The 13,800-nt window shown below is 64.0% G+C and carries 13 protein-coding genes; 4 read left to right on the top strand and 9 right to left on the bottom strand.

Annotation, left to right across the window (positions count from 1 at the left end):
• Positions 1-48: 48 nt before the first annotated feature.
• The 5 genes from XI06_RS03150 to thiD all read right to left on the bottom strand — a co-directional run bounded on the left by XI06_RS03150 (position 49) and on the right by thiD (position 4,559).
• Complete coding sequence (locus XI06_RS03150) at positions 49-429, bottom strand: hypothetical protein (RefSeq protein WP_237864999.1); 381 nt, start codon at positions 427-429, stop codon at positions 49-51.
• 189 nt (positions 430-618) lie between these two features.
• On the bottom strand, positions 619-1,602 hold the full coding sequence (locus XI06_RS03145) for a threonine/serine dehydratase (RefSeq protein ID WP_237865000.1): 984 nt from the start codon (positions 1,600-1,602) through the stop codon (positions 619-621).
• A gap of 68 nt (positions 1,603-1,670) precedes the next feature.
• Positions 1,671-2,729 (bottom strand): glycosyltransferase family 4 protein, encoded by a 1,059-nt coding sequence (locus XI06_RS03140; protein ID WP_237865001.1) that lies wholly within the window; start codon positions 2,727-2,729, stop codon positions 1,671-1,673.
• On the bottom strand, positions 2,729-3,541 hold the full coding sequence (locus XI06_RS03135; RefSeq protein ID WP_237865002.1) for a UDP-2,3-diacylglucosamine diphosphatase: 813 nt from the start codon (positions 3,539-3,541) through the stop codon (positions 2,729-2,731). Before XI06_RS03135 ends, XI06_RS03140 begins: the two co-directional genes overlap by 1 nt.
• A gap of 217 nt (positions 3,542-3,758) precedes the next feature.
• Complete coding sequence (gene thiD, locus XI06_RS03130) at positions 3,759-4,559, bottom strand: bifunctional hydroxymethylpyrimidine kinase/phosphomethylpyrimidine kinase (RefSeq protein WP_237891310.1); 801 nt, start codon at positions 4,557-4,559, stop codon at positions 3,759-3,761.
• A 270-nt stretch (positions 4,560-4,829) separates the two neighbouring features.
• Here thiD and XI06_RS03125 point away from each other — a divergent pair, with 270 nt between their 5' ends.
• Together XI06_RS03125 and XI06_RS03120 are read left to right on the top strand one after the other, a co-directional pair.
• Positions 4,830-6,809 carry a PAS domain S-box protein gene (locus tag XI06_RS03125; RefSeq protein WP_237891311.1) on the top strand — a complete coding sequence of 660 codons (1,980 nt, stop codon included), beginning with the start codon at positions 4,830-4,832 and terminating at the stop codon, positions 6,807-6,809.
• Positions 6,810-6,906: 97 nt separating this feature from the next.
• The gene (locus tag XI06_RS03120) at positions 6,907-7,152 is read left to right on the top strand and encodes an Lrp/AsnC ligand binding domain-containing protein (RefSeq protein WP_018642903.1); all 246 of its coding nucleotides are present in this window, start codon (positions 6,907-6,909) and stop codon (positions 7,150-7,152) included.
• A gap of 10 nt (positions 7,153-7,162) precedes the next feature.
• Here the strand turns inward: XI06_RS03120 and XI06_RS03115 are convergent, their stop codons facing one another.
• The gene (locus tag XI06_RS03115; RefSeq protein ID WP_237865005.1) at positions 7,163-8,089 is read right to left on the bottom strand and encodes a c-type cytochrome; all 927 of its coding nucleotides are present in this window, start codon (positions 8,087-8,089) and stop codon (positions 7,163-7,165) included.
• A 153-nt stretch (positions 8,090-8,242) separates the two neighbouring features.
• Between XI06_RS03115 and XI06_RS03110 the strand changes: the two genes are divergently transcribed.
• The gene (locus XI06_RS03110) at positions 8,243-8,662 is read left to right on the top strand and encodes a CHRD domain-containing protein (RefSeq protein WP_237865006.1); all 420 of its coding nucleotides are present in this window, start codon (positions 8,243-8,245) and stop codon (positions 8,660-8,662) included.
• A gap of 158 nt (positions 8,663-8,820) precedes the next feature.
• Positions 8,821-9,186: a VF_A0006 family four-cysteine protein gene (locus XI06_RS03105; protein WP_237891313.1), complete on the top strand. Its 366-nt coding sequence runs from the start codon at positions 8,821-8,823 to the stop codon at positions 9,184-9,186.
• A gap of 9 nt (positions 9,187-9,195) precedes the next feature.
• Here XI06_RS03105 and XI06_RS03100 read toward each other — a convergent pair whose 3' ends face one another.
• From XI06_RS03100 to XI06_RS03090, 3 genes are all read right to left on the bottom strand, one after another.
• Positions 9,196-10,479: a cystathionine gamma-synthase family protein gene (locus XI06_RS03100; RefSeq protein ID WP_237891314.1), complete on the bottom strand. Its 1,284-nt coding sequence runs from the start codon at positions 10,477-10,479 to the stop codon at positions 9,196-9,198.
• A gap of 279 nt (positions 10,480-10,758) precedes the next feature.
• Positions 10,759-11,208, bottom strand: a complete 450-nt coding sequence (locus XI06_RS03095; protein WP_271604676.1) for a c-type cytochrome — start codon at positions 11,206-11,208, stop codon at positions 10,759-10,761.
• Between the two features lie 97 nt (positions 11,209-11,305).
• Entirely contained in the window at positions 11,306-13,615 is a 2,310-nt protein-coding gene (locus XI06_RS03090; RefSeq protein ID WP_271604675.1) for a xanthine dehydrogenase family protein molybdopterin-binding subunit, read from the bottom strand.
• Positions 13,616-13,800 lie beyond the last annotated feature (185 nt).

Raw genomic sequence — 13,800 nt, 5'->3', positions numbered from 1 at the left:
GGGCAGAGCGGAACGCTCTGCCCCTTCTGCATGTTCGCGGCACGTACTTTACGGGCCGGCCAGAACCGCACCGCTGCGATAGTCAAAAAGGTACACTGAGCGATTGAAATCTACGACTTCGATGCCTTCAGCCAAACATCTGAACCCTTCCGAGAAAATGTCGGCGCCTATCGCGCTCCAGAGTTCGTCGCCCACCAGAGACAAACGAGAAATCTGTACCTCACCGTGAGATATGAGCGCTTCGTGAGGGCGATCCCAATAGACCCCGAAGCAAGTTGCCGGATCAACGCGCCGCGACCACTCCATCAGACCTGTTCCAAGGTTTAGGCAGACCACTCGGTCACCGACCGCGAGATATAGACGACCGTCGACTTCGACAGCGGAGTGCTGATGGACACCGGAAAATCCACCGCTGGCGCCAACGATCACGGACCACTTCCCGTCGACTCTTGCTCCGTGAACGGAATTGAGATGAGCGTCGTCAAGGCTGATCTCCGCATCGTACTTTCGCAGATTATCGGCTGAACCGAACGAATATGTCGGCTCATCGAAAATCTCTACTTGGCCCTCGCGGGTCTCCAGAACGAGGCTGTTCAGCGGTCACAATCTCCCGGAAAATCAGGCCACCAGCTCGGCGAACAAATCCGCATCGACATTGCCGCCGGAGAGGACGATGACGACGTTCCTGCCGGCAACATCCAGACGTCCCGCAAGCAGCGCAGCAAGGCCAACTGCGCCGCCTGGCTCGACCACAAGCTTCAGCTCGTGATAGGCAAAGGCAACCGCCGCGCCGACTTCCTTGTCCGACGCCGTCACGCCGCGCGCCAGCAGCTTGCTGTTGATCGCAAAGGTCATCTCGCCCGGGATCAACGCCATCAGTGCATCGCAGATGGTGCGGCCCGCCGGCGGATGCGGCTCGCGATGGCCTGCAGTCAGCGAGATGCCGTGATCGTCGAACGCTTCCGGCTCAGCTACGACGATCTGGGCTTGCGGATAACGCGCCTTCACGGCGGTAGCGACGCCCGCGATCAGGCCGCCGCCGGAGGCCGGCGCCACCACGATGTCAGGTGAGAGGCCGAGCGCTGCCATGTCCTCCGCGATCTCGCGGCCGGCGGTACCCTGGCCTGCGATCACGAAGGGATCGTCATAGGGCCGCACCAATGTCGCGCCGCGCTTCTCGGCGATGCCGCGCGAGATCGCCTCGCGGTCGTCGTTGTAGCGGTCGTAGAGCACGACCTCCGCGCCGTATGATTTGGTGCGCTCGCGCTTCGACAGCGGCGCGTCCCCCGGCATCACGATGGTCGCGTGCATGTCGAGGATTTTTGCAGCCGCCGCCACGCCCTGGGCGTGGTTGCCCGAGGAGAACGCGACGACGCCGCCGGCGCGCTTGTTCTGCGGGATCGAGAACACCTTGTTGAAGGCGCCACGGAACTTGAAGGAGCCGGTGCGCTGGAGCATCTCCGGCTTCAGGAACACTTTTGCGCCCACGCGCTCGTTGAGCACGGGAAAGGACAACAGCGGGGTGCGGACGGCGAAGGGCGCGAGCACGCGCGCTGCGGCGTCGATATCGGCGGGGCCGATCGGAAGGGGCTGTTCGGACATGGCGGGATGTTATCGCGCGGGATGTGGCGCGGGCAAGACACCTCCGCGCGAGGATTTTTCCCGCTGGGTCAGGCCACGAAGCGCGCCTGTTCCACCCCGTCCAGGCCGGGCAGCACCGCGCCGACTGCGCGGATACTGTCGACAAAGGCCCTCGCCGAGGCCTCCCATGTGTAGGCGGCGGCAAATTCGACGCAGGCCTGCCTGGAAATGTCGAGCGCGGCGAAACAGGCGTTACCCAGGTCATGGTCCAACGCGCCGACCGGCGCATCGCCGATGACATCGCGGGGGCCCTTCACCGGGAAGGCCGCGACCGGCAGGCCGCTCGCGAGCGCCTCGAGCAGGACCAGGCCGAACGTATCGGTCTTGCTCGGAAACACGAAGACGTCGGCCGCCGCATAGATGTCCGCCAGTTCCTCGCCGTGCTTTTCGCCGAGGAAAATCGCGTCGGGATAGGCCTCTTCCAGCACGTTGCGCGCCGGGCCGTCACCGACAATCACCTTGGTGCCGGGCAGATCGAGGTCGAGAAACGCCTCCAGATTCTTCTCCACCGCGACGCGGCCGACCGAGAGGAATATCGGCGCCGGCAGGCAAAGATCGACGGCACGGGGATGGAACAGATGGGTGTCGACGCCGCGCGGCCACAGCACGACATTGTCGAAGCCGCGCTCACTGAGCTCCCGGGCCAAAGCGGGCGTCGCCGCCATCACGGCCCGGCTCGGGCTGTGGAAACGGCGTAGCGCCCGCCAGATCAGCGACCCCGGCACCGGCACGCGGGCGCGGACATATTCGGGAAATCGCGTGTGGAAGCTGGTCGTGAACGGCAGCTTGCGCTGGCGGCAATAGCGGCGGACCATCAGGCCGATCGGCCCTTCGGTCGCGATATGGATGCTGTCGGGCCGCGCTTCCTCGATCAGCTCTACAATGCGCGCCGGGCGCGGCATCGCCAGCCGCACGTCGCGATAGCTCGGCATCGCGAAGGTGCGGAACGATTGCGGCGTCAGGAACGTGAACTCGACACCGCGACCTTCGATTTGAAGCCCTTTGGCGGCGTCAGCGAGCTTGGTCAGCGTCCGAACCACACCGTTGACTTGCGGGTGCCAGGCGTCGGTCGCAACCAGGATGCGCATCAGGCCGCCCTTGCTGCCACCTGCGGCACTTGTACCGGCTTCTGCAGATGATCCGCCCAGGTGATGATCTCGAAACGGCCGTCGTCGTGCTCAACCAGCGCAGTGCAGCTTTCGACCCAGTCGCCGCAGTTCATGTAGCGGATGCCGTTCTCGTCGCGGATCACGGCATAGTGGATGTGGCCGCAGATCACGCCGTCGGCGTCGTGGCGCCGCGCTTCGGCGGACAGTGCCTGCTCAAACGCGCCGATATAGTTGACGGCGTTCTTCACCTTCTGCTTGGCCCATTGCGACAGCGACCAATAGGGAACGCCGAACAGGCGGCGGAAGAAGTTGACGAAGCGATTCATCTGGATCGCGAAATCGTAGGCCTTGTCGCCGAGATGGGCGAGCCAGCGCGCGTTCTGCACCACGAGGTCGAAGATGTCACCGTGGATGACGAGATAGCGCTTGCCGTCCGCGCCGGTGTGTACCGTGTTCTCGACGACGTCGATGCCGCCGAAATGGGTGCCGTAATAGTTGCGAAGGAACTCGTCGTGATTGCCGGGCACGTAAATGATCTTGGCGCCCTTGCGCGCCTTGCGCAGCAACTTCTGGACCAGATCGTTGTGCGATTGCGGCCAGTGCCAGCTCGATTTCAACGCCCAGCCGTCGACGATGTCGCCGACAAGATAGATCGTGTCGGCATCGTGGTAGCGCAGGAAGTCCAGCAAGAGGTCGGCTTGAGAGCCGCGGGCTCCGAGATGAACGTCGGAGATGAACAACGTGCGAAAGCGCCGCTCCGGGCTCTCGTCACTCACATCGTAACTTCCCATGCGCCAGCCTGTAACTGTGTCCCGTGACAGGGGGATGACCGATTGAACCCTTGAGGCACCCTCAGATACGAATCGAACCTTGCCTCGCCCTCCCCGCGAATATCAGTCACATGCGACAATCAGGCGACATGGTCAGGCAATGACGGCTCGCAAGAGCCGGGAACCACGGCCAAATTGGTTAATGGCCGGACTGGCGGCGCCAGCAAAGACGCCGGCGTCAGTAAAACTTGTGGAAATGATGGATCGGCCCGTGGCCGTGACCGACGCTGAAACGGTCGGCAGAAGCGATCGCCGCGCTGATCCAGCTCTTGGCATTGCGTACGGCCGTCTCGAGATCCTCGCCCTTGGCGAGGCCCGCCGCCACCGCTGACGACAGCGAGCAGCCGGTGCCGTGGGTATTGCGGGTGGCGACGCGCGGCGCGGCAAGCGCGATCGTGGTGTCCGCACCCACGAGATAGTCGGTGCTCTCCGCCCCCTCGCCGTGCCCGCCCTTGATCAGGACCGCGCGGCAGCCGAGAGACAGCAGGCGGCGGCCCTGGCTTTCGATCTCGGCCTCGCTTCGCGCGATCGGCTCGTCGAGCAGCGCGGCTGCCTCCGGCAAATTTGGCGTGATCACTGAGGCGAGCGGCATCAGTTTGGTGCGCAACGCCGCGACGGCCTCTGCGGCGAGCAGGCGATCGCCTGATGTTGCGACCATCACGGGATCGAGGACGACATGACGAGGCTTCCAGCGCGCCAGCGCAGAAGCGATCGCATCGATGCTCGCGGCCTGCGCCACCATGCCGATCTTCACCGCGCCAACATCGAGATCGGAAAACACGGCATCGATCTGCGCGGTGACGAACGCTGCGGGCACCGCATGAATGCCGGTGACGCCCTTGGTGTTCTGCGCCGTCAGCGCCGTGATCGCGGACGCGCCATAGACGCCAAGCGCGGCAAACGTCTTCAGGTCGGCCTGAATGCCGGCGCCGCCGCTCGAATCCGAGCCGGCGATGGTGAGCGCCACGGGCGTGGTCATCGCAGGATACGCTTGTTTGAAGAAACCACGGCCATGATCCGTCCTCACATGCCCTGTCCTAGCGCGCCCCCGCAGCCCCAGCAAGCCGGCGAATCAGGCAGAACAAAGCCGCGCAGCCCTGTCGTCCCGGAAGCGGGCATACCCTGCGAAAATATGACCTCGGCATCGCCCGGCCTTGGCGGCCAACTGTGCGAATGACACGTTAGGAGATGGATTCGTCCAGCCAAATTGCGGGCCGGCCTCGGCCCGCAATCCTCTTGGGAATAAATCATGTGGGCCTATTTCGAACGCATCCTCGACTCCTCGATGTTCTCACCGCACGGCATCTGCCTGCTGTGGGAGCCCGAGCTGATCTGGCTCCACGCCGTCTCGGACGCCGCCATCGCGGCGGCGTATTTCTCGATTCCGTTCGCACTCGCGATCCTTGTCACCAAGCGGCGTGACCTCCAGTTCGGCTGGGTGTTCTGGGCGTTCGCGATCTTCATCTTGGCCTGCGGCCTGACGCATATGCTCTCGATCTACACGCTCTGGGTGCCGATCTATGGCATCGAGGGCCTGGTCAAGGCGGCAACCGCCGTCGCGTCGATCTTCACCGCGGCCGCGCTCTGGCCCCTGCTGCCGAAAATCCTGACGATCCCTTCCCCGTTCGAGCTGCAAAAAGTCCAGGCCGCGCTCGAGGTGGAGGAGATCAAGAGCCGCGATGCGACCCAGCTGTTGAAACAGGTGGGCGAGGCCCAGCGCGCGATGCGCGAGAGCATGACGCGTCTCACCGCCATCGTCGAGACCGCGGTCGACGGCGTCATCCTGTTCGACGCACAAGCCCGCATTCTGCTGTTCAACCCCGCCTGCGAACGGCTGTTCGGCTATCGCGCCGACGAGGTCATGAATCTCGACATCGGTATGCTGATGGCTGACGAGAAGAGGCCCTCATCGACCGGTCGTGCGCCGGGTTTCGCAACCGGGGAGACCGCCGGCCTGCGCAAGGACGGATCGACCTTCCCGATGGACCTGTCGGTCGGCCAGGCCTGGCAGGATGGCGAGCTGATCTACGTCGGCATCGTTCACGACCTGACCGCGCGCAAGCTGACCGAGCAGCAGCTCCAGCAGGCGCAGAAGATGGAGACGGTCGGCCAGCTCTCCGGCGGCATCGCCCACGACTTCAACAATCTCCTCACCGTGATCATCGGCAACGCCGAGCACCTCAGCGAGCAGCTCAAGGCGCGGCCCGATCTGCGGCAATTTGCCGACGACATCTGCGAGTCCGGCGAACGCGGCGCGGAACTGACGCAGCGGCTGCTGGCGTTCAGCCGTCGTCAATTGCTCCAGCCGCGCACGATCGATTGCCGCGAGCTGATCTTGTCCATGCTCAAGCTGTTCAAGCGCACCTTGCGCGAGAACATCGAGATCAGGACGACGTTCGGTTCCGGCACCATCCAGGCCTTTGCGGACCGCGCCCAGCTCGAATCCGCCGTGCTGAACCTGGCGCTCAACGCGCAGGACGCGATGCCATCAGGCGGGCATTTGACGCTGAGCACGGAGATCGCCGCAATCGACGAGGACTATCGCGCGCTTCACCCGGAGGTCGCATCCGGCAGCTATGCCCTGATCTCGGTGACTGATGACGGCGAAGGCATGACGCCTGAGGTCATCGAGCGCGCCTTCGAGCCGTTCTTTACCACCAAGGAAGTCGGCAAGGGGTCCGGCCTCGGGCTGAGCATGATCTATGGCTTCGCCAAGCAATCCGACGGCCATGTCTCGATCTATAGCGAGCAGGGTCTTGGGACGACGGTCCGGATCTACCTGCCGCGCGTCGGCGCCGGACAAACCGTGGCCGAAATGCCCGAGAACGACGAAGCCGCGCCGCGCGGCCATGAGACCATCCTGATCGCAGAGGACGATCCGTTCGTGCGTTTCTCGGTGATCCTCCGCGTGGAGGCCCTCGGCTATCGCGTCGTCGCCGCCGTCAACGGCAAGGAGGCCCTGCAGCGGCTGCGCGCCGACCCCGGCATCGATATGCTGTTCACCGATATCGTCATGCCCGGCGGAATGAGTGGATGGGAGCTCGCCGATCAGGCCCGTCGTATTCGTCCCGGCCTGCCGGTGCTGTTTACCTCGGGCTATGCGCTGGAAACCCTGGTCGAGCAGGGCCGCGCGCAAGCTGAGGCCGTCGTCCTGACCAAGCCCTATCGCAAGACCGAGCTCGCCCAGCGGCTCAGGGATGCATTTGCGGCAGCGGCGGTGACGTCGTAAAGCCGCGGACCGGTGTCTGGCGGTCGGCCAGCCCGCTTGCTAAATGGGGCCGGTTTTGGCCTATTAGCGACAAGATATGTCTTCGGAGTTGACTGCAATGGTTCCTTTCTTCGTCCAGATTAAATGCAAGCTTGGCCAGTCCTACACGGTGGCCAATGCGCTTGCCGAAGCCGAGATCGCCTCCGAGATCTACTCCACCGCCGGCCAATACGATTTGCTGGTGAAGTTCTATGTCGACAAGGACACCGACATCGGCCACTTCGTCAACGAGAAGGTGCAGGTGCTGCCCGGCATCCAGGACACGCTCACCATCATCACCTTCAAGGCGTTCGGCACCGGCTAGCCGGGCGCGCTCAGCCGCCGCCTTCCTTGCGCTTGGGCGGCGTCGGGCCGTCGACCGGCGGCAACGACTTCAGATAGGCGGCCATCGCGGCGCGATCCTCCGGCTTCAGTTGCGCGAGGTTCTTGATTACCGGCCGCATCGCGCCCGATGCGCTGTCGCCCTCGGGCATGTCGCCGGTTTCGAGGAAGTCGGCAATATCCTTCTCGCTCCAGTCACCGATGCCCTTCTGGGTGATGTTCGGCACCCAGCCCTCGCCTTCGGGATTGGGGCCGCCGGCAAAGCGCTGCGAGCTGATGACGCCGCCCAGAACATTGCGCGGGCTGTGGCATTCGGCGCAATGGCCAAAACCGTTCACGAGATAGGCGCCGCGATTCCACTCTGCCGGATGCATCGCCGCCGGCACGAACGGCCTGACATCCATGAACAGCAATTTCCAGATGCCGACATTGCGGCGGATGTTGAAGGGAAACGGCAGATCGTGGTCGCGCACGCGACCCGCGACCAGCGGCAATGTCTTCAGATAGGCAAAGAGATCGCGGACGTCGTCGACCTTGGCGATGTGGTAGGACGTGTAGGGAAACGCCGGGAAGTAGTGCGTGCCCTCAGGCGAAATGCCGCGCATCACCGCATTGACGAAATCGGCCTCGCTCCAGCGGCCGATGCCGTCGGTAGGATCAGGGGAAATGTTCGGCGCATAGAACGTCCCGAACGGCGAGCCGAGCGCGAGGCCGCCGCCGAGCTTCAAACGATCCGGTTGATTGGGCACGGCGTGGCAGGACGAGCAGCCGCCGGCATTGAACAGCTCCTGCCCATTGGCAAGATCGGGCGCGCGCGTCGGCGCCGGCAAGGCCAAGGCGGTCGGCGCGGTCAGCCACCAATAGACGGCAAAGGCTGCGACAACGGCAACCAGGAAGACGGAAATTGTTCGTCGCAGCATTCAGGATCCCTTTGAGCTCGAGCGTATTTACGGATCATCCCGTAGCCGCTCCAGCCACGAATAATTTAGGTGGTTTGATCGGAATCCGGGAATAAAGTCGGAACCGCACTGTTTGCAAGTTGACAGCAATCAGGCGTCAACAGGGAGAGACCCATGAACAAAGCGCTTTTTGCCACGCTGGCACTCGGAGCCGCCGTCGCATTCGCAGGCCCGGCCAGCGCGGAGAAGCTGAAGGCGACACTGGACGGCAAATCCGAAGTCCCCGCCACCACCAGCAGCGCCACCGGGACCGCCGATCTCGACTATGATGCCGCCACCAAGAAGCTGTCCTGGAAGGTGAGCTATTCCGGCCTCTCCGGCCCGGCCACCGCCGCCCACTTCCACGGCCCCGCCGAGGTCGGCAAGAACGCCGGCGTCGCGGTGCCGATCCCTGGCATCGCCAAAAGCCCGGCCGAGGGCTCGGCGACGCTGACGGACGCGCAGGCCTCCGATCTCCTCGCCGGCAAGCTCTACGTCAACATTCACACCGCGGCGAACCCGGGCGGCGAAATCCGCGGCCAGGTGACCAAGTAAGTTTTAGCGTAACTTTTCGCGAAGGCCGGGCGCGGGAAGCGTCCGGCCTTTTCGATTCCGGACGGCCCACATGGCATCGCACGGCCCGGATAGAACCAATCAGGCTGCCAAGCTAGAATACCCGAGCGCGCCACCCGTCGCGGCGCCGGGAGCGGTTCATGACGAACGCATCGATGCAACGGAATATGCCGACACACGTCGCGTCCGTCAACGCAGCTCGCCCGTTGGCAGCCTTTGTGATTGCCGCAGCAATGCTGCTGTCATCGGCCGAGATCGCCGCCGCGCAAACCGACATGGAACGGCAGGCGCAATGCGAGCTGACGGCCATCCGCGATACGCGATCGCCGCTTGCGGTCCAACACATTCGTTCGGCCTGCAACTGGCTCGTGGTCAACGGCGAGTCCCTGCTGAACGCATCCAGCAAGGGCTACTATGTCTGCCTCGTGCGCCAGCTCTCGGGTGCCCAGTCCAACGAGGCGGCTGCGGCGATCATGTCGGCATGTCGCGCGTCCAATCCGCTTTGAAGCCGCCGCCTAAGCCCCGCTGAGCGCGTGCTCGAGATCGGCGATCAAATCGGACGGATTTTCGATGCCGATCGACAGGCGAATGGTGCAATCGAGCACGCCGATCTTGCGGCGAATATCGGCGGGCACGCCGGAATGGGTCATCGTCGCCGGCAGGCTCGCCAATGATTCCGTGCCGCCAAGGCTAACCGCGAGCTTGAAGATCTGCAGGCCGTTGAGAAACTTCTCTGCCGCCGCCTGGCCGCCGACGATGTCGAACGAGAACGTCGATCCCGCGCCCAGGCATTGCCGCGCGAACACGCGCCCTGCCGGCGAGGTCTCCGCATGATGGCCGAGATAGTGGACCTTCGCCACCTTGGCATGGTCGCGCAGGAAATCCGCAACGAGGCGCGCATTGCTGTTGGCCTTCTCCATGCGCAGGCTCAAGGTTTCCAGGGAACGGTTGATCATCCAGCAGGAATGCGGATCGAGCTGGGTGCCGATGGCGCCGCGCAGCGCCTTGATGCCCTTCATCACCGCCTTTGTGCCGAGTGCCGCCCCCGCGATCAAATCGGAATGGCCGCCGACATATTTGGTCAGCGAATACAGCGAGATGTCAGCGCCATGCTCGATCGGCCGCTGAAATACCGGGCCGAGCAGCGTGTTGTCGCAGGCGATGATCGGCGTGTGGCCTTGGGCCTTGCCGATGCTGTCGGCGACGCGGCGCATCAGTGCGATGTCGACCAGCCCATTGGTCGGGTTGGCCGGCGTCTCGACCAGGATCATCGAAACCCGCCCCCGACGCATCGCCTCTTCCGCGGCCTGGTTGACCACCGCCTCATCGATGCCGTCGGCAAAGCCGACCGCGCCGATCGAGAAGCGCGACAGTGTGTTCGTCAGCAGGGTTTCAGTGCCGCCATAAAGCGGCTGCGAGTGCAGAATGACGTCGCCAGGGCGAACGAACGCCAAAATCGTCGTCGAGATCGCCGCCATGCCTGACGAGAACAGCGCGCAGCTCTCGGTGCGCTCATAGACCGCGAGCCTATCCTCGACGATCTCGCTGTTGGGATGGTTGAAGCGCGAATAGACCAGGCCCGCCCCCATGCCCTCTGGCGGCTCGCGGCGGCCCGCAACGTAATCGAAGAAGTCCTGCCCGTCTTCTGCCGTTTTGAAAACGAAGGTCGAGGTCAGGAACACCGGCGGCTTGATGGCGCCTTCCGACAGCTGCGGATCATAGCCATAGGTCAGCATCAGCGTTTCCGGATGCAGCATATGGTTGCCGATATGGGTTTTCGACGGGAACGGTTTTGCCATGGCCTGTCTCGCTTTTAATGCAGTTCCTCGCCGCGGGTCGGAACTCTGAACAGCGTGAGACATCAACGCCGACGGCGCGAGCAAACATAGTCCATCTGACGGCGATCCGTCAGGGCGCGCGAACGGAATTTACGGCACCCACCGCTGTCATTCCCCGCAAAAGCGGGGAATCCAGTATTCCAGAGACGTCAAACGTCCCCTGCGCTAGCACGGCATACTGGATCGCCCGCCTTCTTCGCGGGCGATGACACCGAATTTGTAGTGACGCGCTCGCAGCAGCTACTTCAGCTTCAGCCGATAGGTCTCGTGGCAGTCGTTGCAGCGATCGTTCATCGCGGCGTAGGCCGCCTTCAGGCTTGCCACGTCCTTGATCTTGCCCTTGACGTCGGCGATCGCCTTTTGCACCGGCGGGATCTTGGAGTCGAAATCGGCCTTGTTCTGCCAGACCTTCGGCGAGGAACCATAGTTGGCGTTGACCACGTCCTGCTTGGGATTGACCTCGAAGGTCTTTGCGATTTTGGCGACGTCGGCCTCGAGGCTGGCGATCGCCGCGTCGGCGGCTTTCTGATCGTAGGGGATTTCGCCTTTCGTCATCTTGAGGATCACGCCGTACATGCTCTTCGCCTGCGAGCGCATCAGATTGTCCTGCTGGACGGCGACCTCCTGCTGCGCCATCACGGCGCCTGCACCCAGAAGCAGGGTGCCCGCGACAACAAGGATTCGTTTCATAGGCTTATTACTCCGGCTCGCAAGTCGGTTTGGGGGAAACCATAGGGGTTAGAACCCGGCCGCGGGCCGTTCATTCCCGCGGAGCCGGGCGGCAGCCTTACAGGCTGTGGCGGCGGTGGTGCTCGTTGATCGCGATCCACACCCGCTCCGGCGTTGCCGGCATGTCGATGTGGTCGATCTTGTACTCGCGCCAGAGCCCGTCGACGATGGCGTTGACGACGGCCGGGCAGGAGCCGATCGCGCCGGCCTCGCCCGCGCCCTTCACGCCCATTGGATTGGTCGTGCAGGGAATGTTGTTGGTCTCGAACACGAAGGCGGGACCATCGGCCGCACGCGGCAGCGCATAGTCCATGTAGGTGGCGGTGATCAGCTGGCCGTCGGTCGCACCATAGACCACCTGTTCCATCAGCGCCTGGCCGATGCCCTGCATGGCGCCGCCATGGACCTGGCCCGCCAGGAGCAGCGGATTGAGCGTCTTGCCGAAATCGTCGACGATGACGTAGTTGACGATTCTGATGATGCCGGTGGCCGGATCGATCTCGACCTCCGCCAGATGCGTGCCGTTGGGATAGGTGCCGTCGGCGCTGGCGAAGGTCGCGCTGCCATTGAGCTTCGACGGATCGGCGCCCGCGCGCTTCGCGACGTCGGCGAACGAGATCGAGCGGTCGGTGCCGGCGATCCTGATGATGCCGTCGGTGATCTCGAGGTCACCGGCGCTCGCTTCCAGCGCCTGCGCCGCGATCTCCTTGAGCTTCTGGCCGAGATCGCGTGTGGCGCGCTCGACGCTGACGCCGCCTGACGGGATCGAGGCCGAGCCGCCGGTGCCGAGGCCCGTCGCAATCTCCGCGGTGTCGCCCTGGCGGACGTGCACGCGCTCCGGCGCAACGCCGAACTGCTCGGCGACGATCTGCGCGTAGGCGGTCTGGTGGCCCTGCCCGCTCGACTGCGTTCCGATGAGGACGGTGACGTCGCCGTTGGGGTCGAGGCGGACATTGGCCGTCTCTTCACCCATCACACCGCAGACCTCGACATAGCTTGCAAGGCCAATACCGCGGATCAGGCCATGCTTCTTGGCCGCCTTGGCGCGCTTCGAAAACTCCTTCCACTCGCCGATCTCCATCGCGCGCTTCAGATGCGCGGCGAAGTCGCCGGAATCGTAGACCTTGCCGGTCGCGGTCTTGTAGGGCAGCGCCTTCGGCGGGATGAAATTCTTGCGGCGGATTGCGTCCGGCGTCATCTCGAGCTTGCGCGCGCAGGCATCGACAAGGCGCTCGATGACATAGGCGGCCTCGGGTCGGCCCGCGCCACGATAGGCATCGACAGGCACGCTGTGGGTGAAGATGGTGCGCACCCGGCAATGGAAGGCCTGGATGTCATAGAGGCCCGGCAGCATGCCGGCGCCGCCATGCGGGATGTAGGGCCCGAAGGTCGAGAGGTACGCGCCCATGTCGCCGATCAGGTCGCAGTCCATCGCCAGGAACTTGCCGTCCTCGGCCAGCGCCATCTTGGCCGTGGTGACGTTGTCGCGGCCCTGCGCGTCGCCCATGAAATGCTCGGAGCGATCGGCCGACCATTTGACGGCCTTCTTCAGCTTGCGCGCTGCGACGGCCATCAAGGCGTATTCGCGATACGGGAAGAGCTTGGTCCCAAAGCCGCCGCCGACGTCGGGGCAGATCACCCGCATCTTGTCGGTGGGGATGTTGAGCACGTTCTGGCAGAGGATGTCTCGCAGGCGGTGGCTGCCCTGGCTGCCGACGGTCAGCGTCAGATGATCGTTCTTGGCGTCGTATTCGCAGACCGCCGCGCGCGTCTCCATGAAGCTCGCGACCACGCGCGGATTGACGATCGAGATTTCGGCGACCGCGTGCGCCTTGGCGAATGCGGCTTCAGTCGCCGCCTTGTCGCCGATCGAGACGTCGAACAGCACATTGCCCGGCTTGTCCGGCCAGACCTGCGGTGCGCCTTTCTTGATGGCGTTGACGACGCCGGTCACCGCCGGCAGCGGGCTCCATTTGACCTCGATCGCCTCGATCGCGTCGCGCGCCTGGTCGATGGTCTCGGCAACCACGAAGGCGACCGCATCGCCGACATGCCGCACCTGGTCCTTGGCCAGGATTGGGTAAGGCGGGCCGGTGAACGGATCGGTCTCCAAATTGAACAGGCAGGGCAGATTGCCGAGATCGCCAACCTCGGCAGCGGTCAGAATCAGTGCAACGCCCGGGAGGGTGCGGGCGCGGCCGGCATCGATGGTGAACTTTGCATGCGCATGCGGCGAGCGCAGCACCAGACAGCGCAGCACGGCCTGCGGCGCGTAATCGTCGGTATAGCGGCCCTTGCCGCGGATCAGCGCGTCGTCCTCCTTGCGAAGCACGCTTTGGCCGACGCCGAACTTGATGGGGGCTGCCATTGTCTTGTCCCGTCCTATGGTTGTTTTGCCGGCATATTGCCGTGGAAAAAGAGGCAGTGCAAACGGCTTTAGGCCGGTGAGACCCGCGAAAAATCGTCCCGTGGCCCGCTCCTCAGAGCGGGATCGGACGGAACGGCCGCAGCGCGGTCATTTCCATGTGAAGATCGATGATCCGGAGCCTGACA

It is taken from the genome of Bradyrhizobium sp. CCBAU 11434 (genome assembly GCF_028128895.1).
GTDB classification, from domain to species: domain Bacteria; phylum Pseudomonadota; class Alphaproteobacteria; order Rhizobiales; family Xanthobacteraceae; genus Bradyrhizobium; species Bradyrhizobium zhengyangense.
Note: the sequence above shows the minus strand (reverse complement) of the source record. Positions and strands in the feature narration are given on the sequence as shown.

Bases quoted from the DNA above. Each gene is read 5' to 3' on its own strand.
- XI06_RS03115 (WP_237865005.1), bottom strand. From the start codon at position 8,089: ATGCTGCGACGAACAATTTCCGTCTTCCTGGTTGCCGTTGTCGCAGCC.
- XI06_RS03105 (WP_237891313.1), top strand. From the start codon at position 8,821: ATGACGAACGCATCGATGCAACGGAATATGCCGACACACGTCGCGTCC.
- XI06_RS03145 (WP_237865000.1), bottom strand. From the start codon at position 1,602: ATGTCCGAACAGCCCCTTCCGATCGGCCCCGCCGATATCGACGCCGCA.
- thiD (WP_237891310.1), bottom strand. From the start codon at position 4,559: ATGACCACGCCCGTGGCGCTCACCATCGCCGGCTCGGATTCGAGCGGC.
- XI06_RS03140 (WP_237865001.1), bottom strand. From the start codon at position 2,729: ATGCGCATCCTGGTTGCGACCGACGCCTGGCACCCGCAAGTCAACGGT.
- XI06_RS03110 (WP_237865006.1), top strand. From the start codon at position 8,243: ATGAACAAAGCGCTTTTTGCCACGCTGGCACTCGGAGCCGCCGTCGCA.
- XI06_RS03090 (WP_271604675.1), bottom strand. From the start codon at position 13,615: ATGGCAGCCCCCATCAAGTTCGGCGTCGGCCAAAGCGTGCTTCGCAAG.
- XI06_RS03120 (WP_018642903.1), top strand. From the start codon at position 6,907: ATGGTTCCTTTCTTCGTCCAGATTAAATGCAAGCTTGGCCAGTCCTAC.
- XI06_RS03125 (WP_237891311.1), top strand. From the start codon at position 4,830: ATGTGGGCCTATTTCGAACGCATCCTCGACTCCTCGATGTTCTCACCG.
- XI06_RS03135 (WP_237865002.1), bottom strand. From the start codon at position 3,541: ATGGGAAGTTACGATGTGAGTGACGAGAGCCCGGAGCGGCGCTTTCGC.
- XI06_RS03095 (WP_271604676.1), bottom strand. From the start codon at position 11,208: ATGAAACGAATCCTTGTTGTCGCGGGCACCCTGCTTCTGGGTGCAGGC.
- XI06_RS03100 (WP_237891314.1), bottom strand. From the start codon at position 10,479: ATGGCAAAACCGTTCCCGTCGAAAACCCATATCGGCAACCATATGCTG.